Here is a 22,209-nt window from a genome sequence, read left to right on the forward strand (position 1 = left end):
ATCTTAATAATACTTTTATGCATTTCGTATTACTATTCGTCAAATATTTTTTAAACAAAGGAGCGAGTGATGAAGAGATTTTTGGCTTTATTGTTTTTGTTGTTTTCTGCCTTTGCTTATGCAAATGAAAATGCCGTTGTGGTCGCTATCGAGGAGCAAACACCTCGTATAAATCCACTCTACGACGAGGACCACGATCCTACGCTTTCGCTGGTTTTTTCTGGGCTTACTAGCCACGATGAAAATAGCCATGTCGTGCCTGAGCTTGCCAAGTCTTGGCAGGTGAGCGATGACGGGCTGGAGTATATTTTTGAGCTAAGAGATGATGCTTTTTGGCATGACGGAGTGAAATTTAGCGCAAAGGACGTTAAATTTACCATCGAAGCGGCTCAAGATAAGAAGCTAAACGCGCCTGCTATCTCAAACTACGAGGTGGTAAAAAGCGTTGAAATTTTAGGCGATTATAAGATAAAGATCACGCTAAAAGAGCCTTTTCCGCCGTTTTTAGATGCGCTTAGCTTTGGCGTTTTGCCTGAGCACATTTTAAAGGGCAAAGATATCGCAACTGATAAATTTAATGACGCCCCTATCGGCACTGGTGCATACAAGCTAGTAAAATGGAAAAAAGATGAAAGCTTGGAGTTTGTGGCAAATGATAAATTCTATAAAGGTGAGCCAAAGATAAAAAGGCTATTTTTAAAGATAGTTGGCGATGAAAATTTAAGGCTCGTTGGGCTTAAAAGCGGTGAGATCGACGTTGCGCTCATCTCTCCAACTGGTGTAAATTTCATAAAAGATGATAAAAAATTAAGCCTGCTTAAGTTTAAAAGTGCAGACTATAGAGCTTTGATGTTTAACTTTAATGATCCTCTTTTTCAAGATAAAAATGTAAGGATCGCCCTAAACTACGCCGTAAATAAAGACGAGATAGTTAAAAAACTATTTCACGGATATGCAAGCGTAGCGAACAACCCGATAGAAAAAAGCTTTGCAAATGATGAGGAGTTTAAATTTAGCTACGATCCGCAAAAGGCTAGGGAGCTACTTGAAAAAAGCGGCTTTAAGAAAAATAAGGCTGGCTTTTTTGAGAAGGACGGCAAGGAGCTTGGCTTTGACATCTACGCCTTTAATAACGACATCTTAAGGGTCAATCTAGCTAAAATTTTAAGCAGCGAGTTTGAGAAATTTGGCGTAAGAGCCAAAGCCTATGCAAAGCCAAAAACAGCCTTTAGCATAAGCAAGGTTGATAGCTTTGTGATCGGCTGGGGAAGCCCGTTTGATCCAGACTTTCACACATATAGAATTTTTGGAGGATTTGCTGACATCGATGTCAATGAAAATGGCTGGAATTTTAGCCACTACAAGGACGCAAACGTCGATCTTGCCCTAAAAAACGCAAGATATACAAAGGACGTGGAGCTTAGGAAAAAATACTACAAAGAATTTCTAAAAGCACTTTTTGAAAATCCACCTTACATTTTTATAGCCTATCTCGACTATCCGCTCGTTTTTAACAACAAAATTTCAGGCATAAAGACGCAAATTTTAGGCCACCATGGGGCTGGATTTTTATGGAACATAAGAGAGTGGCAAGTAAAATAGTGGATAAAAACTTTGTTTAGAGCCATTTTGAAAACAGCGATCTCAAGCCTTGGATTGCTGTTTTTTATCTCATTTTTTCTATTTTTGCTCATATATTTTTTGCCAGGAAACGTCACTGACGCGATGTTTTTGCGAAGTGAGGCGGTGAGCGTGGCTATAAAAGAGCAAATTTTAGAAAATTTGGGGCTAAAAGATGGCTTTTTTGTGCAGTATTTTAGATGGCTAGCTCACTTTGTCACGGGGGACTTTGGCACTAGTTTTGTAAGCGGGGCGAGCGTTTTTTTACTCATTAAAGAGAGGCTTTTAAACTCGCTTATCTTATTTTTTGCCTCATTTTTTCTGATAGTTTTTTTGTCATTTTTTTTGGGGCTTTTAAGCGCCATTTATAAAAATAAATTTGCCGATATCTTTATAAACTTTAGCTCCTTTTTGCTGGCATCACTCCCTCATTTTTATATCGCACTCGTGCTAATAGCTATCTTTAGCGTCTATCTAAACGTGCTGCCAAGCTCTGGCGCAAACGAGCTAGGCTCTAGCGGGGTGGGGGCTAAATTTATCATCTTGCCAACGCTTGCCATCATCTTGCCACACCTTGGCGCAAACGTGAAATTTGTAAGAGACAGGCTAAATCAAAGCCTAAACGCGGGCTTCATCCAGACGGCTCACGCTAGAGGTTTGGGGCGCGGCAAAATCTATCTCTTTGCCATAAAGCACGCAAGCACCGACATAGTCTATTATTTCGCAACCCTTGTGGCTGGCGTTTTTGCTGGCTCATACGTCATTGAGAGCATTTTTTCATTTCCGGGCATAGGCAAGCTTAGCCTTGATGCAGTCATCGCCAAAGACTATCCAGTCGCACTTGCGACCATTTTGCTAACGGCTGTTTTTGTCGTTTTTGCAAATTTACTGGCTAAAATTTTCGCTATCTTGGCAGATAAGAGAAATTTATGAGAAAAGTCATATTTTTCCTAGCCTGTTTTGTCTTTTTGGCACTTGTCACATTTGCCTTTGTGACGCCATTTTTTTCTAAATTTGAGCCAAATTTCACTGACTTTATAGCGGTAAATTTAGCCCCAAACGGCGAGCACATCTTTGGCACTGACATCCTAGGCAGGGACAATCTCATAAGAGTGGCCTACGCGCTTAAAAACTCGCTTCTTATCTTACTGCTAGCTGGTTTTTTAACGACGCTTTTCTCGCTCATCTACGCATATTTTGGCACGAGCAAGAGCAGAGCTTGTGAGAGTCTTTTTGATAAGGGGCTTGATGCCTTTTTAAGTATCCCAAACATCGTTTTCATCATGCTTTTTAGCTCATTTAGTAGCGGAGATCTGCTTATAACCTCTTTTATCATCGCTATTTGCTCGTTTATGCAGGGCGCAAAAGTTTTTATGCAAAACTTAAGACTTAGTAAAAAGTGCGACTACGCCGAGCAAGCTGTGATAAACGGGGCTAGTAAATTTAGCCTGATTTGCTTTGAAATTTTGCCAAATTTAAAGCATTTAATAGTTAGCATCTTTGGCATAAACGCGATAAACGCTGTCGTTATGGAGGCCACGCTTGGCTTTTTTGGCGTGGGTAGCGACGCAAATAAAATAAGCCTTGGCATCATGCTAAATGAGAGCAAAGAGGCGCTTTTTCTGGGCTCTTGGTGGATGGTGCTTTTCCCTGGCGTGACGCTCTTTTTGCTCATCCTTGCAACCTCGATCATCACGTCAAATTCAAAAAATGGCAATATAAAAATATGATAGAGATTAAAAATTTAAACGTTTTTTATAAGGATAAGAAGCTTTTACGTGAGCTTGATTTTGCCATGGGCGAGGGTAAATTTATAGGTATCACAGGTGCAAGTGGCAGTGGCAAATCGCTCTTTGCAAAGAGTTTAATAAGGCTTTTTGATGATGATTTTAGAGTGAGAGCGGATAAATTTAGTATTTATAAAAAAGATATCTTAAAACTTAGCCAAAATGAGCTAAAAGAGCACCGAAAAAAGGTTGCTGCGCTCATCTTTCAAAACTCCGTTGCCAGTCTTCATCCGCTCTTAAACGTGGGCGATCACTTTAACGCCTATCTTGGCGGCGATAATAAAACAAATAAAGAGCTTGCATTTGCTTATTTTAGGGAGTTTGGGCTGGGTAATACAAATCTCATCTGGCACAAATACTCATACGAGCTAAGTGGCGGCGAGGCGAGCCGTGTGCAGATCGCTCTGGCGCTTTGCCTGAAGCCAAAAATTTTAATCTGCGACGAGATAACAAGCGGGCTTGATAGCATTAGCGGTAGCCACGTGGCGGGCATCTTAGAGAGCCTAAAAGGCAAGATGAGCGTCATTTTTATCTCGCACGATGAGGCGCTGACAAAATATCTTAGTGATGAAATTTGGCAGATGAAAGATGGGCGGCTAAATTTAAAGGAAAATGCGTGAAAATCAGGCTTGAAAACGTATCAAAAAGTTTAAGTTTTAAGGAGCATTTTAACGCTAGAGCTGAAGTTTTGCACCTTTTAGAGGGGATAAGTTGCGAGCTTGATGATGGCGAAAATTTAGCCATTTTGGGCCAAAGTGGCAGTGGTAAAAGCACGCTTGCAAAGCTCATATCATTTAGTGAGCCAAAAAGTGGGGGCAAAATTTATATAAATAATGAAGAGATCACGGACAAAAATGAGCTAAAAAAAGATATCAGATATATCTTGCAAAACCAAAAACAAGCCCTAAATCCAGCGCTAAAAGTAAAAACCGCCATCGCTCATGTGAGGTCATATCTTAAGCTTAGCTTTAGCGAAAATGAGCTTAAAGAGCTTCTGGCAAATTTAAATTTAAAAGATGAAATTTTAGAGAAATATCCATCACAACTAAGTGGCGGCGAGGCGACAAGGGTTGGGATACTGCTAGCGCTTCTTTCAAAACCAAAAATCCTAATCTGCGACGAGATAACAAGCGGACTTGATAATGAGACGAAGCAAAAGATCATAAATTTGCTTTTAAGCTTGGATGAAAAGATCAGCATTATTTTTATCACGCACGATATTTTAAGCGCGATGAAGATAGCGCAAAAGGTGCTAATAATCGAATCTGGCAAGCAAGTGGCTTTTGGTAAATTTGAAGATCTTGCAAGCCAAAATGTCCTTAAAAAATACCTTGACGCAGCTAGATTTTATGACTCCAAACTTTGATATAATGCAAGCAAAAAAGGTCAAATTTGCTAGTTCATATCTGCTGCTCGGTCGATAGCCACTACTTTTTACAGCGCCTACGAAAAGATCATCCAAATGAGCGAATAGTAGGCTATTTTTACGATCCAAACATACATCCGTATAGCGAATTTTTACTGCGTTTTGAGGACGTGAAGCGAAGCTGCGAGAAGCTTGGCATCGAGCTAATATGTGGCGAATACGACTACGAAGCGTGGCTTGGCGGCACAAAAGGGCTTGAAGATGAGCCAGAAAAGGGCAAAAGGTGCGAATACTGCTTTGATTTTCGTATGAAAGACTCAGCTAAAAAGGCGATAGAGCTTGGTCTAAATAAGATCACGACAACACTTTTGATGAGCCCAAAAAAGGACTTTTCTCAGCTTAAAAAGGCGCTTGATGAGGCGGTGGCTGGCTTAAATTTAGAAGCGATTGCGGTTGATTATAGAAAAAATGGCGGCACAAGCGAGCAGTTTATCCTCGCTAAAAAGGACAAACTCTATCATCAAAACTACTGCGGCTGTGTCTTTGCGCTAAAAAAACAGCGCGACTCGCAAAATTTGCCCCAAAGTGAGCTAATGAGCGAGCTGCACGCAAGGGCACTTTATGGAAGCATTGAGGCTAGGCTTGAGCTTTACAAAAAGGTGCGCCTTTGCGAGGCGAGAGGTGAGAAATTTCACCTTTTTAGAAGGCGATTTTTAAACTACAGGCTTTTGCGCGCTAGTGTTAAATTTGATGGAGTTGTGGTGCCAAGCTACTTTGTGCTCTACTCTGGCTTTAAAAGAGAGAATTTAAAGCTTAATGTAGAGCGCGACTGCGAAATGGACGATGAGCTAAAAGAGGGCGCGATATTTATGAGCATAGAGCGCTTTAATAAATTTACAAATAGCAAATTTAAAAGCGTTGATGAGCTTTGTAAAAAGCCGCTTGAGCTTGACGCTGAGATGAAATTTCGTAGGCAGATATGCGGGGAGTTTTCGCAAAATCCTATCATCATCTTAGACGAGGTCAAAAAGGGCAGCTACGAAATTTACGCAAAGGCTGTTTTTTACAACGACAGCGAAGAAATTTTGGTTTTAGAGAGCTAAATTTAGACCTACTAAGGCTAAATTTCAGAGATTTTAAAAGAGGCTAATAATTTTTTTCTTAGTATAAATTTGTTACAATCTGCCAAAATTTACATTACTAAGGCTAAAACGTGATAGACGTCGTAGAAATTCAAAAAATTCTCCCACATAGATTTCCTTTTTTGCTTATCGATAGAGTTGTCGAGCTAGAGCCTGCAAAAAACATCGTCGCTTATAAAAATGTAACCATTGGCGAGCCGATATTTCAGGGGCACTTCCCAGGCCACCCGATCTATCCTGGCGTGATGATCATTGAGGGTATGGCGCAAGCTGGCGGCGTGCTAGCGTTTAAGAGTATGAGCGATGAGCATCAAGCTGGCATCGAGAACAAAGTGGTCTATTTTATGAGCATAGACGGAGCGAAATTTCGCCATCCAGTCCGCCCTGGAGATAGGCTAGAGTATAGATTAAATGTATTAAAACATAAAGGCAATATCTGGGTGCTTGAGGGCAAGGCATACGTCGATGATGTGCTATGCGCCGAGGCTGAACTTAAAGCGATGATAGTCGATAAATAGGCTTTTGCTTAAGAAAAAGAGAGACAATGAAAAATATCCACCAAACAGCAGTTATAGAAGATGGAGCGATCATTGGAGATGACGCAAATATCGAGGCTTATGCATTTGTAAGTAAAGATGCGGTCCTTGGCAACAACGTCACGATAAAACAAGGCGCAAGGGTGCTTGGCAAGACGAGGATCGGTGATAACTCTCGTGTATTTAGCTACGCGATCGTGGGCGACATCCCGCAAGATATCAGCTATAAAGATGAGGTCGATACTGGCGTCATCATCGGTGAGCACGCAACTATACGTGAGTTTTGCACGATAAACTCAGGCACGCACAAGGGCGATGGTATAACAAGGATCGGCGATAACGCCTTTATCATGGCATATTCTCACATCGCACACGACTGCATAATAGGCAGCAACGTCATTTTGGCAAATAATGCAACTCTAGCAGGCCACGTCGAGCTTGGCGACTACGCTGTTGTGGGCGGTCTTACACCTATTCATCAGTTTGTTAGAGTGGGTGAGAGCTGCATGGTCGCAGGCGCAAGCGCGCTAAGCCAAGATGTAGTGCCATTTTGCCTAGCTGAGGGCAACAGAGCCTATATAAGAAGCTTAAATTTAGTCGGCATTAGGCGTAGATTTGACAAAGAGCAGGTTGAAGAGCTTGTTCGCGCTTATAAATTTTTGTTTAATCAAGGCATCAGCCTAAAAGATCAAGCAAATGAGATGATCGCAAAAACCAGCGACGAAAATGTTAAAAAAATGTGTAAATTTATATTAGAAACGACAAGAGGAATTCCGCTTGCAAAAGGAAGAGATTAATGGCTAGAAAGTGTAATTTTTGTGGCGAGGCTGAGTCTGCTGAGAGAAGATTATTAGCAGATATCGAAGGAAACGCCTATATATGCGAGTACTGTATAGCAGCAGCATACGATATGATACATGGTGATACAAGTGTAGAAGAGAGTAAAAACGATGAGGCGATAGAGTACCAAAAGCTCACACCAAAGGAGCTAAAAGCAGTACTTGATAACTACGTGATCGGTCAAGATAGGGCTAAAAAGGTCTTTAGCGTCGGCGTATATAACCACTATAAGAGAATTTTTAAACAAAGCGACATCAAAGACGACACCGAAATTTCAAAGTCAAACATCTTGCTTGTTGGTCCAACTGGAAGTGGCAAGACCTTGATGGCTCAGACTTTGGCGAGATTTCTTGACGTGCCTATCGCGATTTGCGATGCGACAAGCCTAACTGAGGCTGGATATGTCGGCGAGGACGTTGAAAATATCCTTACAAGGCTCTTGCAAGCTGCAAATGGCGACGTGAAAAAGGCGGAGCAGGGCATTGTATTTGTCGATGAGATCGATAAGATCGCTAGAATGAGCGAAAACAGAAGCATCACAAGAGACGTTTCAGGTGAGGGCGTGCAGCAAGCGCTTTTAAAGATCATCGAAGGTAGCGTTGTAAATATCCCACCAAAAGGCGGCAGAAAGCATCCAAACCAAGATTTCATCCAGATAGATACGACAAATATCTTATTTGTTTGCGGCGGTGCATTTGACGGGCTTCTTGACATCATCGAGCGCAGAGTTGGTAAAAACGTACTTGGATTTAACCAAGAAAAACGTGGCAAAAACGAAAAAGAAAATTTACTAAGCCTGCTTGAGCCAGATGACCTTGTAAAATACGGCCTCATCCCAGAGCTCATCGGCAGACTTCACGTGGTGGCTACTTTAAATGAGATAACAAAAGAGGATATGGTTAAAATTTTGACCGAGCCAAAAAATGCGATATTAAAACAATATCAAAAGCTCTGTGCGATCGACGGCGCTACGCTTAAATTTGACGATGAAGCGCTTGAAGAGATAGCGAGCCTTGCTATCGAGCGAAAGACCGGAGCAAGAGGGCTTAGAAGTATAATGGAAGAGCTCATGACAGATATAATGTATGATCTGCCAGAGCTAAAAGACTACGATATCGTGATCTCAAAAGAGACGGTAAAAGATAAGGCAAAGCCGATTTTGGTAAAGCACAATAAATTAACAGCGTAAAGGAAATAGATGTTTTTAGATCAGGTTATAGGTTTTTTCTCAAGTGATATGGGTATTGATTTAGGTACGGCAAACACTTTGGTTTTGGTAAAAGATAAGGGAATAATCATAAATGAACCATCAGTTGTTGCGGTAAGACGTGAAAAATATGGAAAACAAAAAATTCTAGCAGTCGGTCACGCTGCAAAAGAGATGGTGGGAAAAACTCCTGGCGACATCGAGGCGATAAGACCGATGAGAGATGGCGTTATCGCGGACTTTGACATGACAGAGAGGATGATACGCTACTTTATAGAAAAGACCCATAGAAGGAAAAATTTCTTACGCCCAAGGATCATCATCTCAGTTCCTTACGGACTTACTCAGGTTGAGAGAAAGGCTGTTAGAGAGAGCGCACTAAGTGCTGGTGCAAGAGAGGTATTTTTGATAGAAGAGCCTATGGCAGCGGCGATCGGAGCAAATTTACCAGTTCGCGAGCCACAAGGCAACCTTGTAGTTGATATCGGCGGTGGTACGACGGAGATCGGTGTCGTCTCACTTGGCGGTCTGGTAATATCAAAATCTATCCGCACAGCTGGCGATAAGATAGATAGCAGCATAGTTAATTACATAAAAGAAAAATACAACTTACTAATAGGCGAGAGAACAGGCGAGGAGATAAAGATCGCTGTGGGCTCTGCTGTGCAGCTTGAAAAAGAGCTAAGCGTAGTGGTAAAAGGACGCGACCAAGTGAGCGGCCTTTTAAGCAGGGTTGAGCTAACAAGCGAGGATGTGAGAGAGGCGATGAGAGAGCCGCTAAAAGAGATCGCAGATGCGCTTAAAACCGTGCTTGAGATGATGCCGCCTGATCTTGCTGGTGATATCGTCGAGACTGGTATCGTGCTAACTGGCGGTGGAGCGCTTATTAGAGGGCTTGATAAGTTCTTATCTGATATCGTTAAGCTTCCAGTATTTGTAGCTGATGAGCCGCTTCTTGCTGTTGCTAGAGGTACAGGCAAGGCACTTCAAGAGATCGGACTTTTACAACAGCTAACAAATGAAGAGTAAGATTGTTCTTTTTGTTTTTATAGCGTTGCTTGCTGGCGCCTCGATGTTTAAAGGCGAAATTTTAAGCAACATCTCTATTAAATTTAGCAACTACGCTATAAATTCATACGACAATTTTGCCAAAAGCGTGAAAGATTATATAAATGAATATTTTAGGCAGGCTAGCGAGATAGAAAAACTAAGAGCGCAAAACAAAGAGCTAGAGCGCTCAGCTACGCTTCTATCTACTTTTGCGAACGAGCTAAATCAAATTTTAAAAGATAAAAACTCGACTGCCTACGCCCCAGCTGTCAAGCTAGTAAAAGGGCTTAGCTATGTGCATATCGGGGATTATAATAAAATTTGGATAAGCGAGTTTGAAGGATACGACCCAAATAAAATTTACGGTCTCATCTATCAAGGAAGCAGTGCTGGCATCGTCATTGCAAAAGACGGCAAGCCGCTAGCATACTTGCAAAATGACCCAAAAAGTATATTTGCAGTCTATATAGGAAATGAGAAAATTCCAGGCGTCGCGCATGGAAATCAAGGCCAAATAATGGTGAAATTTATCCCACAATGGCTCAGCCCAAAAGAGGGCGATGAGGTCTTTACGAGCGGGCTTGACGGGATATTTTTTAGTGGGGTGCCAGTAGGGCGCGTGAGTAAAATTTTAAAAGAGAGCTCCTATCAAAGCGTGATAGTTGAGCCCTATGCGAAGCTAAACATACCAAACTACCTATACGTTGTAACAAAGGAAAAATGATGCCAAAAAGAACAGATATAAATACCATTTTGCTAATCGGCTCAGGCCCTATCGTCATCGGTCAAGCCTGCGAATTTGACTACTCAGGCACGCAAGCAGCCAAGACACTAAAAGAGCTTGGATACCGCGTAGTGCTTATCAACTCAAACCCAGCCACCATCATGACTGACCCAAATTTCGCCGACGCAACGTATATAGAGCCGATCACAAAAGATAGCATTTTAAAGATCATCGAAAAAGAAAAAATTGACGCCATTTTGCCAACGATGGGCGGACAAGTGGCACTAAATGCCGCTATGGAGGTCTTTGAGAGCGGCCTTTTAAAGGATGTCAAATTTCTTGGTGCAAACCCAGAAGCGATAAAAAAGGGCGAAGATAGACAAATTTTTAAAGCGACCATGCAAAAGATCGGCATGGACCTGCCTGAGAGTAGATATGCTTATAACATGGACGACGCGATAAATGCGGCAAACGAGATAGGCTTTCCACTCATCATAAGAGCTAGCTACACACTTGGTGGTGCAGGAAGCGGCGTGGCTTACAATATGGACGAATTTAAAGAGCTAGCCAACACTGGCCTTGACGCAAGCCCGATACATGAAATTTTGATAGAAGAGAGCTTGCTTGGCTGGAAAGAGTATGAGATGGAGGTCATCAGAGATAGAAACGATAACTGCATCATCGTCTGCTCGATCGAAAATTTCGACCCAATGGGCGTTCACACGGGCGATAGTATCACGGTCGCACCAGCACTCACACTCACAGATAAAGAGTATCAGGCTATGCGTGATGCTAGCTTTGCCATACTTCGTGAGATCGGCGTTGATACTGGCGGCAGCAACGTGCAGTTTGCCATAGACCCAAAAACTGGCCGCATGATCGTTATCGAGATGAACCCACGCGTTAGCCGAAGCTCAGCACTAGCAAGTAAAGCTACTGGCTACCCGATCGCAAAGGTTGCGACGCTGCTTGCAGTTGGTTTTAGCCTTGATGAGATCAAAAACGACATCACAGGCACGCCTGCTAGCTTTGAGCCGGTGATCGACTACATCGTGACAAAAATTCCACGTTTTACATTTGAGAAATTCCCAGGATCAAACCCATATCTAGGCACTGCGATGAAGTCGGTTGGCGAGGTTATGGCCATTGGCAGGACATTTAAAGAGAGTATCCAAAAGGCACTTTGCAGCCTAGAGCGCGATCTTTGCGGATTTAATAGCCTTAGCCTAGAGAAAAACGCCTTAGTTTATGGCATCAGAAATGCAAATGAGAGGAGAATTTTATATCTAGCGCAAGCCTTTAGAGATGGCTTTAGCGTGGCTGAGGTGCATGAGTTTAGCAAGATCGACCCTTGGTTTTTGGAGCAAATTTATGAGATAGTTAAATTTGAAGATAAGATCGACATGGATATCTTAAACAACGAGGAGCTGCTACGAGAGGCCAAAAGTATGGGCTTTTCAGACAAGATGATAGCTGTGCTTATAAATGAAAAAGACGATCTTGAGCTTAGCCAAAATGATATCTATTTTGCTAGGCAGAAGCTTGGCATCGAGCTTGAATACAACGAGGTCGATACTTGCGCGGGCGAATTTAAGGCGCTAACGCCATATCTTTACTCAACCACAAATATCACTAAATTTCCTAAAAAAGAGCTAGCAAAAGAGGCTAAAAAGGTGATGATAATAGGCGGCGGTCCAAATAGGATCGGCCAGGGCATAGAGTTTGACTACTGCTGCGTGCACGCAAGCTACGCCCTAAGAGACCTTGGCATAAAAACGATAATGTATAACTGCAACCCAGAAACCGTCTCAACCGACTACGACACGAGCGATATTTTGTATTTTGAGCCGATTGATTTTGAGCACGTTAGATCAGTCATCGAGCGTGAAAAGCCAGACGGCGTGATCGTGCATTTTGGAGGTCAAACTCCGCTTAAATTTGCAAAACGTCTAAGCGTGATCGGCGCTAAGATCATCGGAACAACTGCAAGAGTGATCGACGTGGCCGAAGATAGAAAGAAATTTAGCGAATTTATAAATAAAATAGGCGTCCTTCAGCCTAAAAATGACACCGCTACTAGCCTAGAAGAAGCCTTGCAAAAGGCCGCGACTATCGGCTATCCAGTGCTTGTTCGTCCAAGCTACGTCCTTGGCGGCAGGGCGATGAGAAGGGTGCATAATGAGAGCGAGCTAAAAGAGTATATGAGTGAAGCGGTCAAAGTTAGCAACCACTCGCCAGTGCTACTTGATAAATTTTTACAAGATGCAAAAGAGCTCGACGTAGACGCGATATGTGACGGCAAAGAGGTATATATCGGAGCTATAATGGAGCATATCGAGGAGGCTGGAATTCACTCTGGCGACTCAGCTTGCATATTGCCACCGATGAGTTTAAGCGATAAGATGATAAAAAAAGTGGAGAAGCAAACCAGAGATATAGCGCTAAATTTAGGCGTTGTCGGTCTTATGAATATCCAGTTTGCCATCTATGAAAACGAGCTTTATATGATCGAGGTAAATCCTCGCGCGAGCAGGACCGTGCCGTTTGTGAGCAAGGCCACTGGCGTGCCTATGGCAAAGGTAGCTACAAGAGTTATGTGGCAGGGAAATTTACGTGAGGCACTTAAATTTTATGATGATTATAATGTTGTTTATGAAGATGGCGACATCCTAAAACCTCGCGTAAGTTCGCATGTTTGCGTAAAAGAGTGCGTGCTGCCATTTAACAAGCTAAGCGGCGCCGATCTCATCCTTGGCCCTGAGATGAAGAGCACGGGCGAGGTCATGGGTATCAGCCACGACTTTGCAAGCTCGTTTGCAAAGAGCCAGATCGCTGCTAGCAACACTTTGCCAAGCAAGGGCAGGGTATTTTTAACGCTAGCTGACGCTGATAAATCTTACGCGCCTGATCTTGCAAAAGAGCTAATAGCGCTTGGTTTTAGCATTGTCGCAACTGGTGGTACGCATAAAATTTTAAGCGAAGCTGGCGTGGAGGCTGAGTTTGTATATAAGATAAGTGAGGGCAGACCAAACGTCGAAGACAGGCTAAAAAATGGTGACATCGCACTTGTTATAAACACAAGCGATACTAAATCAAGCGTGGATGATGGCAAAAAGATCCGCCAAAATGTGCTTAGATTTAAGATCCCATACTTCACAACTATCCGCGCAGCACTTGCAGCTGCTAAGTCGCTAAGCACAGTTCAAACTGGCAAAGCACTTGAAGTAAAAAGCTTGCAAGAGTATCTAAGAGAGAGATAGTAAATTTAGTGGCAGTTTTGGCTGCCACTATAAATTTCACTTTCTATTTGATTAACTATTTTTTAAAGCGCTAGCTACCTTTAAAGCACTTGCAAAGGCTAGATGCAAGTTATATCCGCCAAGCATACCAGTGATATCTAAAACTTCTCCTATAAAGTAAAGCTCTTTTACGCTTTTACACTCTAAATTTTCATCTAAAAACTCTGTTTTTACGCCACCTTTTGTAACTTCAGCCCTTTCAAAGCCAAATGTCCCAGCTGGGGCAAAATGATATGCAAAAAGCCTTTTTATGATATTTTTTTCATCATCACTAAATTCATAAAACGCTCTATCTTTTAAGCCAAAATTTCTTAAAAACTCCAGCACAAATCTCTTTGGCAAAGGTAAAACCGAGCTAAGCTGCTTTTTACCATTTACTAAATTTTTCTCACTAAATTTAGGCAGAAAATTTATGCAAATTCGACCCTTTTGCCAAAAAAGTGAAGCGTTTAGTATCGCTGGACCACTTATGCCTCTATGCGTAAAAAGCACATCACCACTAAATTTATGGCTCTTGTTTTTGTCATTTATCACTACATCTGCACTTAGACTAACGCCACTAAGCTCTTTAAACCAAAACTCATCTTTTTGCACGCTAAAGCCAACTAGAGCAGGAGTGGTAGGTGAGAGCTCAAGGCCAAATTCGCTAGCTACCTTGTAGCCAATATCGCTTGCGCCAAGGGTTTTGTAGCTTAGTCCGCCACTTGCGATGACCAAATTTCTAGCTCTAAATTTCTCATCTTTTGTCAAAATTTCAAAAATTTCATCTACTTTTTTAGCGCCAAGAACCTCTTTGTTATAAAAAATATCTGCATTTTGCCTTTTTAAAAGCAGGCTCAAAACGCTCTTTGCACCGCTATCACAGAAAAACTGATTTTGCTTTTGCTCGCTAAATTTAAGCTCACTAAAAAATCTCAAAACCTGATCTGGGCTTAGTATTTTTAAAATTTGCTCTATAAATTTTTGCTCGCCAAGGTAGTTTTTGGCGCTTACAAAGCGGTTTGTGATGTTGCATCTGCCGCCACCGCTTGCTAAGATCTTTTTGCCAGCGCTGCTGTTTTTCTCTAAAATGGCAACCTTTTTGCCCTTTAAATTTGCCCCTAAAAAGAGCCCGCTAGCGCCAGCACCAACGATGACGACGTCGTAGATCAAAACTTCAAGCTCTCTTTTAAGGCCGCCTCGCTTGTTAGGCGAGAGTCAAATTTGATCACTTGATTTTTCTCATTTTTATAATAATCCACCACGCCTTTTTGGCTGTTTAGAAGCTCTAAATTTAAGCTCGCTTCTGGGCTTAGGTAGATATTTTTAAAGATTCTTGGATCACTCAGGCTAAATAGCAAAACAAGCCAGATGACGCAAAGCACCACGCAGACGATGGCAAGCACTTTAAAGTTAAAGGTGTGCATGATGTATCCGCCAAACGCGCCCCCAACGAAGCTACCAAAGTAGCCAAATGAGTTAAAGATGCCAAGAGCGGTGCCTTTTTGTGAGGATTTTACAAATTTGGTCGCGGTTGATTGCATGATTGGCTCGTGAAGGTTGAAACCTATAAAAAATATCGCGATGCCAAGCACAAATATAAATTTCGTAAAACTAAGGGCAAAAATGGCGTATGTTAGGGCAAAAAGCAGCGTGCCAGCTATCAAGATGACCTTGCTAAGCCCCTTGCCATCGCCCAAAGCGCCAGCTAACCCCATAGCTAAAAAGCCAAGCACAGCGCCAAGTGTATAGACCTTGTAAAGCTCGCTGCTCTCATAGCCATACTCTTTTACTAAAACGATCGGGATCACCAAAAATGCGATGCTTGTGAGCATCTTTTGCATGAAAGAGGTGAAATTTATGATCATATAGTCTTTTTGTAAAAATAGCTTGCCAAATGGCACCTTTTCAGCCTTTGCGCTCACTTTTATCTCTTTTGGCACGACGGTGTAGAGTAGCACGACGCAAAGCAAGCTAAGAGCGGCGCTTAGATAAAAGAGGCTTGAAAGCCCGTAGTCTTTGGCAAGAAGCGGTCCAAGCACCATCGAAAGCGTGAAGCTAAGCCCTATAAAAGCGCCCATTATCGCCATGGCTTTTGAGCGGTTTTCTTCAGCCACAAAGTCGCTTATCATCGCAGTTGCCACGGCCCCCACGGCTCCCACACCTTGTAAAAATCTACCAAAAAGCATCGTGTAAATTTCACTTGCCAGCGCGCAGACGATAGAGCCAGCAACAAATATCAAAAGACCGATGGTTAGGGCTTTTTTGCGGCCGATCTTATCTGAGAAAGCGCCAAAAGGCACTTGAAATATCATCTGTGAGATCGCATAGACGCCTACTATTAGCCCCACTAAAAACTCATTTGCGCCGCTTAAATTTAGCGCATAGAGGCTAAGAACTGGCAGGACTATGAAAAGCCCAAAAAATCTGCTAGCTACGATAAAAGATAGTGGCAAAACGCTTTTTAACATAAATTTTCCCTTATTTTTAAAAGGACTAAGTTTATCATTTTAACACTAATTTAAATTTAAAAATTTTAATCTACTTTTTTGTAAAATACGCCCAAAAATCAAGGAGTTTTGCGATGAAAATCGTGCTTGCGACATCAAATTTAGACAAAGTAAAAGAGATAAAAGAGTTTTTAAAAGGCTATGAAATTTACGCTTTAAGTGAGGTTGTAAAGCCATTTGAGATCGTTGAAGATGGCAGCAGCTTTCAAGCAAATGCACTCATAAAGTCAAGAGCCGTCTTTGCAAAGCTTAAAGAGCAAGGGCTTGAGGACGAATTTATCTCGCTTAGCGATGATAGCGGCATCAGTGTGGATGCGCTTGGTGGCGAGCCAGGGATCTACTCTGCGCGCTACTTTGACCTTGATGAAAATGGCAAAGTGTGCGGCAAAAACGCAAATGACGCAAACAACAGAGCAAAGCTAATTAGCAAGCTAAAGGCGCTAAATTTAAAGAGCTCACCAGCTCACTACACCGCCTGTATCGCTATTAGCTCAAAATTTGGCGACTACACGACGCATGGCTTTATGTACGGTGAAGCGATAGACGAGGAGCGCGGCACAAACGGCTTTGGCTACGACGCACTCTTTATCCCAGATGGCTTTACAAAGACGCTTGGCGAGCTAGATAACGAGACAAAGCTTAAAATTTCTCACCGCTCAAAGGGGCTCGAGCTTGCAAATTTCGTATTAAAGAGCCTAAAGAAAAACTTTAGTTAAGCTCCTTTAGCCCCTTGCTGGCTCGTTCCAAAAGACCAAGCGCGCGATGGTTTTGCTCCTTGCCTTTTAAAATTTCAAGCACTTCTTTGTAGTTTTTGGCGGCTTGATCTTTTCCATCAAGCTTTGCTAGGTCGTTAGCAAGCTCTACTAAAAGCTCCGAGCGCACAAGCTCGTTGCTACTTAACTCTGGCGTGATATCAAGTAAATTTAGCGCTAAAAGGTGGTTCTCATGGGCTTTGTCAAAGTCGTTTTTTAGGTAGTAGGTGCTGCCGATGGACTTTATGCAAAGCAGCTCGTCACGCATCGGCGTATTTGAGTTGGTGTCATAAATTTTTTGAGCTTCATAAAAGCCAGCAAGCGCCTCGTCGTATTTGCCTAGCGCCTTTTTTGCTGCGCCTATGTTTTGATAAGAGCGAGCTAGTAGCAGTTTGTCGCTAACGTTTGCCGCGAGCTCAAGCGCTTTTTGTGGCTCTTTATTTACCAGGCAGATGCTGGCACCATTTATGAGCGAAGTGATCGCCTGATCGGTATCGCCAGCCTTTAGGCATGCCTCGCTTGCTTGCTCGGCTAAATTTATGGCTCTCTCCAAATTTCTATCACTTTTATAAAACTCATTTACGCTCTCTTGCACCAGCTCGTCACAGCTATTTGCAAAGAGGCAAATAGGCGCTAAAAATGGCAAAATTTTCTTCATCTTTTTACCTTTAAAATTTGGCTCATTTTACCTTTTGAAGCTAGAAATTTATATTAACTTTGCTAAAATCACTAAAATTTTAAGGAGCCAAAAATGTCAAATATCTTAATCATCGGAGCAGGCGGCGTTAGCCAAGTCGCAACCGTAAAATGTGCGATGAACTCGGACGTTTTTACAAATATCACCCTAGCAAGCCGCACAAAAAGCAAGTGCGACGCGATCGCTAAATTTATAAAAGATTGCCTTGGCGTGCAGATAAATACCGCGCAGATCGACGCTGACGACACAGCGGCCGTGGTGGAGCTCATCAAACAAACAAAGGCTGATCTGCTTCTAAACGTCGCGCTGCCGTATCAAGACCTAACTCTTATGGACGCTTGTGTAAAGGCTGGCATACCTTACATCGACACCGCAAACTACGAGCACCCAGATACCGCAAAATTTGAGTATAAGCTTCAGTGGGCGAAGGACGCCGACTTCAAAAACGCTGGCACCATGGCGCTTCTTGGCTCTGGCTTTGACCCAGGCGTGACAAACGTATTTTGCGCCTATGCACAGCAAAATTTATTTGACGAGATCCACGAGATCGACATCCTAGACTGCAACGCTGGCGATCACGGATATCCATTTGCGACAAATTTTAACCCAGAGATAAATTTACGCGAAGTTAGCGCAAATGGCCGCTACTGGGAGGCTGGCAAGTGGATCGAGACAAAGCCGATGCAGATAATGTTTAAGTGGGACTACCCAAAAGTTGGCGTCAAAGATAGCTATCTGCTCTATCACGAGGAGCTAGAAAGCTTAGTAAAAAATATCAAAGGATTAAAGAGAATTCGCTTTTTTATGACCTTTGGACAAAGCTACCTAACCCACATGAAGTGCCTAGAAAACGTGGGAATGCTGCGCATAGATGAGGTCGAGCATAACGGCATGAAAATCGTGCCGATCCAGTTTTTAAAGACGCTTCTACCTGACCCTGCAAGCCTTGGCCCTCGCACAAAAGGCAAAACAAACATCGGCTGCGTGATACGTGGGCTAAAAGATGGCAAAGAGCGCCAAGTCTATATATACAACGTCTGCGACCACGAGGCTTGCTACGCCGAGACAGGCGCGCAGGCTGTTAGCTACACCACAGGCGTGCCAGCGATGATCGGCTCAATGATGGTGGCAAAAGGCATCTGGAGCGGAAAAGGCGTCTTTAATATGGAGAATTTTGACGCAAAACCTTTCATGGACGAGCTAAATAAGCAGGGATTGCCATGGGAGATCATCGAAATGAAGCCAGGAGAAAGATACGAAGTTTAAAATTTAGACTTATTAGGCTTGTCTTTTTCTACTTATACTTCGTTGGTTTTAAATTTTGCTCGGTCATTACCCACTCGGTAACTCCCATCACAAAATTTAAAACCGCCTCGTCTAAGCGAAAAATACTTCGCCTAAATTTATTAAATTTCGCCATTATGTAGATCATCTTTGCTTCACAATAGCGTGTATAAGTCTAGCCTTAAAGCGAAATTTACTTCTTCTGTTTAGTTACGAGCGAAGCGAAGTAGAAAACATTTAAATCCATCTCACGATACTTCATCAGAGACTTTGTGGCATTTAAATTTTTAATAACACGCTCCGCTTAAAAATCGAATTTCACCTCGTCTAAGCGAAAAACACTTCGCTAGAGTTCTATTAAATTTTTTGTTTGGTAATTACCAGATTGGCAGCTCTTGCCTAAAAATTTTAAAACCAACTCGTCTAGATAAAAGTCACTTCGCCTAATTTTTGCCTTTAAATTTAAACCTCTTCGCCAAACAAAACCTTGATAAATTTACCTCACTCCACCAAAGAAATTTTCTAAATTTACGCCACAAGCTCATTTGTGGCGCTTGAAGCTACCAATTTGTAAATTTATGCTATATCTACGAAATCTTAATCGCAGCTAAAAAAGGGGAAATCTTGCAATCAACAAAAACATCTATCTGGTTTTTAGTCATCCTAAGCGGTCTAATGGCCTGCACATCGCTATCAACGGATGTCTATCTGCCTGCCATGCCTACGATGGAGCGGCAGCTTCATGGCGATGCGGAGCTAACGATCACCGGCTTTTTGATCGGTTTTGCCATCGCGCAACTCGTTTGGGGGCCCATTAGCGACAGGATAGGGCGAAAACTCCCGCTATTTATCGGTATGGCGTTCTTTGTCGTTGGCTCCATCGGATGTGCCATGTCACAAAGCATGAGCGAAGTGATAATCTGGCGTATCTTTCAAGCCACAGGCGCGTGCGTGGGACCTATGCTTAGCCGTGCGATGATCAGCGATGTTTTTGAAAATAGCGAAGCTGCAAAGATGCTTTCAAGCTTAGTCATCATCATGGCTGCAGCTCCTATCATAGGACCGCTGCTTGGTGGCGCATTACTAGAGATTGGCACTTGGCACTGGATATTTTGGCTAATGGCAGCTGCAAGTGCTTTTTTGTTTATCCTTATCTTCTTCTTACCAGAGACGTTGCCACAGCAGAAGCGCTCAAAAGAGCCGATGATAAACTCGTTTAAGAGCTATTTTGTGCTTATAAAAGATGCTAAATTTATGAAATACACTCTAAGTATAACTTTCTTTTACATCGCAGCATACGCCTTTATCACGGGATCGTCGTTTGTTTATATAGATTATTTTGGCATACCGAGCAAGTACTATGGCTTTTTGTTTGGCGTAAATATACTTGGTGTGGCGGCGCTTAGTTTTTTTAAACAAGAGCTTGGTCAATAAATTTAGCCTAAATTCGCTTCTTATCACCTCAAGCACAGTCGCTTTTGTCGCTGCGGCTTTGCTTTTAGCGCTTACATTTTTTGGTATCGCCGGAGTTTGGGGCGTTATCATACCTATGTTTTTCGTCTTTAGTATGAACGGTATCATCGCCTCTTGCTCAAACGCAGCCGCTCTTAATCAAGTACCTCAAGAGATGAAAGGCAGAGCAAATGCTCTCATTGGCTCACTGCAATATGGAAGCGGTATCGTCTCATCAGCCATGCTAGCACTCTTTACGACCACGACGCCACTTATCATGTCAGCCATTATCTTTGTCTTTATATTTTTGTGCTGGCTGGCTGCCTATCTAAATAAATAAACTCTCAAAAGGGCTTAAATGCCCTTTAAATTTAAAGCTATTTCACCTATAATAAAGCTAAAATTTAAAAGGAAATTTCGGTGCTAACGATAGAAAATTTATATATTTTGGTGGCAGCTTTTGCGCTTGTTTGCGTTATCTTGGTAGCTTTTTTGATAAATGCAAATTTGAAAAATGCAAAACAAAGAGAAGCTTTAGAAAATTTACAAGATGAGCTAAAAGATAGCGAGCGGCTAAATATCGAGCAAAGAGCAAAGCTTGAAGCAAGTAGCGACAAGATAAATGAGCTAGCTAAAAATTTAGACGAGTATAAAATTTCGCTCAAACAAAAAGATGAAAAAGAGGACGAGCTAGAGCGCGAGCTAAGGCGCCTAAACGAGGAGCTTGGCAGCCAGACAAAGATGGCTGAGATGGCAAAGTCGCTATCTTTAAATTTACAAAGCGAGCTTAGCGCAAAAGAGGACGAGCTAAAAAGATCAAACGAGAGTGAAAACGAGCTAAAACGCGCTATCGTCGCACTAAAAAGCGAGATCGAGGCCAAAGAAAACATCCTAAGATCGCAAGAAGAGAATTTAAAAAAGGTAAAAAACGAGCTAAATTTAGAGTTTGCAAACCTTGCAAATAAGATATTTGAAGAAAAAAGTGCAAATTTCTCAAAAAACAGCAAAGAGTCGCTTGAGCTCTTGCTAACGCCACTTGGAGAGAAGATAACAAGCTTTGAAAAGAGGGTAAATGACGCCCACAGCGACTCGCAAAAGAGCGCAGGCGAGCTTAGCGCGCAGCTAAAAGAGGTGGTCGAGCTTGGCAAAAATATGTCAAAAGAGGCAAACTCGCTAAGCACAGCGCTAAAAGGCAGCAACAAGGTCCTTGGCAACTGGGGTGAGATGCAGCTTGAGCGCACACTGGAGGCTGCGGGGCTAGAAAAGGGCACGCACTACACTACACAAGAGAGTTTTGACGTGAGCGGCAAGAAGCTCATACCAGACTTTGTCATAAATTTCCCAGACGACAAACAGATGATAATAGACAGCAAAGTCTCACTCCATGCCTACGAAAAGGCGGTCGCTGCGGCTGACCCGGCACAGAGCAAAATCGCCCTTGGCGAGCACATCGCTTCGATAAAAAAGCACATCGACGAGCTAGCTAAAAAAGACTACTCATCGCTTGTCAAAAGCCCTGATTTTGTGCTGATGTTTGTGCCAGTTGAGCCGGCATTTTTGGAGGCTTTGAAATTTGATCCAAATTTATTTAACTACGGCTATGAGAAAAAAGTGGTGCTAGTCTCGCACACGACGCTTATGCCGCTACTTCGTGTGGTGGCAAATTTATGGCGCATGGAGCATGGCAACAAAGAGGCGAAGGAAATTTTAAAAAGCGCAAATGAAATTTATGAGAAATTTTGCACCGTCGTCGAGAAGCTAAATAGGCTTGGAAACTCGGTGAGATCGGTAAATGATAACTTCAATGAGGTCGTTAAAAGCGTGAGCGGTCAAGGTGGGCTTGATAGCAGGCTAGAGAAATTTAAAAAGATCGCTATAAATCCCAAAGATACGCAGGTAAAAGAGCTTGAAGCAAGACCTAGAGAGATCTTGCTAGCTAGCTCTAAAGAGTAAATTTGGAGCTT

21 protein-coding genes are annotated in these 22,209 nt (G+C 42.5%); 17 read left to right on the top strand and 4 right to left on the bottom strand.

The genetic code is table 11. From position 1 onward, the window contains the following. The first annotated feature begins 69 nt into the window (after positions 1-69). From CYO89_RS04125 to carB, 12 genes are all read left to right on the top strand, one after another. Complete coding sequence (locus tag CYO89_RS04125; RefSeq protein WP_103597235.1) at positions 70-1,602, top strand: ABC transporter substrate-binding protein; 1,533 nt, start codon at positions 70-72, stop codon at positions 1,600-1,602. Positions 1,603-1,629: 27 nt separating this feature from the next. After that, the gene (locus CYO89_RS04130) at positions 1,630-2,553 is read left to right on the top strand and encodes an ABC transporter permease (protein ID WP_258032525.1); all 924 of its coding nucleotides are present in this window, start codon (positions 1,630-1,632) and stop codon (positions 2,551-2,553) included. Beyond that, positions 2,550-3,350 (top strand): ABC transporter permease, encoded by an 801-nt coding sequence (locus CYO89_RS04135; RefSeq protein ID WP_103597237.1) that lies wholly within the window; start codon positions 2,550-2,552, stop codon positions 3,348-3,350. Before CYO89_RS04130 ends, CYO89_RS04135 begins: the two co-directional genes overlap by 4 nt. Next, positions 3,347-4,027 (top strand): ATP-binding cassette domain-containing protein, encoded by a 681-nt coding sequence (locus CYO89_RS04140; RefSeq protein WP_103597238.1) that lies wholly within the window; start codon positions 3,347-3,349, stop codon positions 4,025-4,027. Before CYO89_RS04135 ends, CYO89_RS04140 begins: the two co-directional genes overlap by 4 nt. Then, positions 4,024-4,773, top strand: a complete 750-nt coding sequence (locus CYO89_RS04145; RefSeq protein WP_103597239.1) for an ATP-binding cassette domain-containing protein — start codon at positions 4,024-4,026, stop codon at positions 4,771-4,773. Before CYO89_RS04140 ends, CYO89_RS04145 begins: the two co-directional genes overlap by 4 nt. Positions 4,774-4,799: 26 nt before the next feature. Then, positions 4,800-5,876 (top strand): epoxyqueuosine reductase QueH, encoded by a 1,077-nt coding sequence (locus tag CYO89_RS04150; RefSeq protein WP_103597240.1) that lies wholly within the window; start codon positions 4,800-4,802, stop codon positions 5,874-5,876. A 110-nt stretch (positions 5,877-5,986) separates the two neighbouring features. Next, a complete protein-coding gene (gene fabZ, locus CYO89_RS04155; protein ID WP_004317884.1) occupies positions 5,987-6,433 on the top strand; it encodes a 3-hydroxyacyl-ACP dehydratase FabZ in 447 nt (148 codons plus the stop codon). A 26-nt stretch (positions 6,434-6,459) separates the two neighbouring features. Further along, positions 6,460-7,248 carry an acyl-ACP--UDP-N-acetylglucosamine O-acyltransferase gene (gene lpxA / locus CYO89_RS04160; RefSeq protein WP_103597241.1) on the top strand — a complete coding sequence of 263 codons (789 nt, stop codon included), beginning with the start codon at positions 6,460-6,462 and terminating at the stop codon, positions 7,246-7,248. Beyond that, positions 7,248-8,480 carry an ATP-dependent Clp protease ATP-binding subunit ClpX gene (clpX, locus tag CYO89_RS04165; protein ID WP_021088133.1) on the top strand — a complete coding sequence of 411 codons (1,233 nt, stop codon included), beginning with the start codon at positions 7,248-7,250 and terminating at the stop codon, positions 8,478-8,480. Before lpxA ends, clpX begins: the two co-directional genes overlap by 1 nt. Before the next feature lie 9 nt (positions 8,481-8,489). Continuing rightward, on the top strand, positions 8,490-9,527 hold the full coding sequence (locus CYO89_RS04170) for a rod shape-determining protein (RefSeq protein ID WP_002939972.1): 1,038 nt from the start codon (positions 8,490-8,492) through the stop codon (positions 9,525-9,527). Beyond that, a complete protein-coding gene (mreC, locus tag CYO89_RS04175; RefSeq protein WP_035142556.1) occupies positions 9,517-10,272 on the top strand; it encodes a rod shape-determining protein MreC in 756 nt (251 codons plus the stop codon). Before CYO89_RS04170 ends, mreC begins: the two co-directional genes overlap by 11 nt. Continuing rightward, positions 10,272-13,532 (top strand): carbamoyl-phosphate synthase large subunit, encoded by a 3,261-nt coding sequence (gene carB / locus CYO89_RS04180; RefSeq protein WP_103597242.1) that lies wholly within the window; start codon positions 10,272-10,274, stop codon positions 13,530-13,532. Before mreC ends, carB begins: the two co-directional genes overlap by 1 nt. Positions 13,533-13,583: 51 nt before the next feature. Here the strand turns inward: carB and CYO89_RS04185 are convergent, their stop codons facing one another. Further along, positions 13,584-14,723 (bottom strand): NAD(P)/FAD-dependent oxidoreductase, encoded by a 1,140-nt coding sequence (locus CYO89_RS04185; protein ID WP_103597243.1) that lies wholly within the window; start codon positions 14,721-14,723, stop codon positions 13,584-13,586. Next, on the bottom strand, positions 14,720-16,021 hold the full coding sequence (locus CYO89_RS04190) for an MFS transporter (RefSeq protein WP_103597244.1): 1,302 nt from the start codon (positions 16,019-16,021) through the stop codon (positions 14,720-14,722). The genes CYO89_RS04185 and CYO89_RS04190 overlap by 4 nt, the downstream gene beginning before the upstream one ends. 113 nt (positions 16,022-16,134) lie before the next feature. On the opposite strand from CYO89_RS04190, the gene CYO89_RS04195 reads away from it, so the two are divergent. Further along, positions 16,135-16,776: a non-canonical purine NTP pyrophosphatase gene (locus tag CYO89_RS04195; protein ID WP_103597245.1), complete on the top strand. Its 642-nt coding sequence runs from the start codon at positions 16,135-16,137 to the stop codon at positions 16,774-16,776. On the opposite strand, the gene CYO89_RS04200 is transcribed toward CYO89_RS04195, so the two are convergent. Continuing rightward, on the bottom strand, positions 16,769-17,470 hold the full coding sequence (locus CYO89_RS04200) for a tetratricopeptide repeat protein (protein WP_103597246.1): 702 nt from the start codon (positions 17,468-17,470) through the stop codon (positions 16,769-16,771). The genes CYO89_RS04195 and CYO89_RS04200 overlap by 8 nt on opposite strands. A gap of 93 nt (positions 17,471-17,563) precedes the next feature. Here CYO89_RS04200 and CYO89_RS04205 point away from each other — a divergent pair, with 93 nt between their 5' ends. Further along, positions 17,564-18,775, top strand: coding sequence for a saccharopine dehydrogenase family protein (locus CYO89_RS04205; protein ID WP_103597247.1), 1,212 nt, complete (start codon positions 17,564-17,566; stop codon positions 18,773-18,775). 28 nt (positions 18,776-18,803) lie between these two features. On the opposite strand, the gene CYO89_RS10340 is transcribed toward CYO89_RS04205, so the two are convergent. Beyond that, a complete protein-coding gene (locus CYO89_RS10340; protein WP_181001881.1) occupies positions 18,804-18,941 on the bottom strand; it encodes a hypothetical protein in 138 nt (45 codons plus the stop codon). A gap of 476 nt (positions 18,942-19,417) precedes the next feature. Between CYO89_RS10340 and CYO89_RS10455 the strand changes: the two genes are divergently transcribed. The 3 genes from CYO89_RS10455 to rmuC all read left to right on the top strand — a co-directional run bounded on the left by CYO89_RS10455 (position 19,418) and on the right by rmuC (position 22,198). Beyond that, complete coding sequence (locus CYO89_RS10455) at positions 19,418-20,227, top strand: Bcr/CflA family efflux MFS transporter (RefSeq protein ID WP_219809426.1); 810 nt, start codon at positions 19,418-19,420, stop codon at positions 20,225-20,227. Continuing rightward, entirely contained in the window at positions 20,217-20,585 is a 369-nt protein-coding gene (locus tag CYO89_RS10460) for a hypothetical protein (protein ID WP_009294817.1), read from the top strand. Before CYO89_RS10455 ends, CYO89_RS10460 begins: the two co-directional genes overlap by 11 nt. An 80-nt stretch (positions 20,586-20,665) precedes the next feature. After that, positions 20,666-22,198, top strand: a complete 1,533-nt coding sequence (rmuC, locus tag CYO89_RS04215) for a DNA recombination protein RmuC (RefSeq protein ID WP_103597248.1) — start codon at positions 20,666-20,668, stop codon at positions 22,196-22,198. The last annotated feature ends 11 nt before the right edge of the window (positions 22,199-22,209 follow it).

The sequence above is a fragment of the Campylobacter concisus genome, assembly GCF_002913765.1.
GTDB classification, from domain to species: domain Bacteria; phylum Campylobacterota; class Campylobacteria; order Campylobacterales; family Campylobacteraceae; genus Campylobacter_A; species Campylobacter_A concisus_BB.

What these genes read in the sequence shown, in the direction of transcription:
- CYO89_RS04125 (WP_103597235.1), top strand. Translation starts at nt 70, where the DNA reads ATGAAGAGATTTTTGGCTTTATTGTTTTTGTTGTTTTCTGCCTTTGCT.
- CYO89_RS04135 (WP_103597237.1), top strand. Translation starts at nt 2,550, where the DNA reads ATGAGAAAAGTCATATTTTTCCTAGCCTGTTTTGTCTTTTTGGCACTT.
- CYO89_RS04140 (WP_103597238.1), top strand. Translation starts at nt 3,347, where the DNA reads ATGATAGAGATTAAAAATTTAAACGTTTTTTATAAGGATAAGAAGCTT.
- lpxA (WP_103597241.1), top strand. Translation starts at nt 6,460, where the DNA reads ATGAAAAATATCCACCAAACAGCAGTTATAGAAGATGGAGCGATCATT.
- clpX (WP_021088133.1), top strand. Translation starts at nt 7,248, where the DNA reads ATGGCTAGAAAGTGTAATTTTTGTGGCGAGGCTGAGTCTGCTGAGAGA.
- CYO89_RS04170 (WP_002939972.1), top strand. Translation starts at nt 8,490, where the DNA reads ATGTTTTTAGATCAGGTTATAGGTTTTTTCTCAAGTGATATGGGTATT.
- mreC (WP_035142556.1), top strand. Translation starts at nt 9,517, where the DNA reads ATGAAGAGTAAGATTGTTCTTTTTGTTTTTATAGCGTTGCTTGCTGGC.
- carB (WP_103597242.1), top strand. Translation starts at nt 10,272, where the DNA reads ATGCCAAAAAGAACAGATATAAATACCATTTTGCTAATCGGCTCAGGC.
- CYO89_RS04190 (WP_103597244.1), bottom strand. Translation starts at nt 16,021, where the DNA reads ATGTTAAAAAGCGTTTTGCCACTATCTTTTATCGTAGCTAGCAGATTT.
- CYO89_RS04195 (WP_103597245.1), top strand. Translation starts at nt 16,135, where the DNA reads ATGAAAATCGTGCTTGCGACATCAAATTTAGACAAAGTAAAAGAGATA.
- CYO89_RS04200 (WP_103597246.1), bottom strand. Translation starts at nt 17,470, where the DNA reads ATGAAGAAAATTTTGCCATTTTTAGCGCCTATTTGCCTCTTTGCAAAT.
- CYO89_RS04205 (WP_103597247.1), top strand. Translation starts at nt 17,564, where the DNA reads ATGTCAAATATCTTAATCATCGGAGCAGGCGGCGTTAGCCAAGTCGCA.
- CYO89_RS10340 (WP_181001881.1), bottom strand. Translation starts at nt 18,941, where the DNA reads ATGATCTACATAATGGCGAAATTTAATAAATTTAGGCGAAGTATTTTT.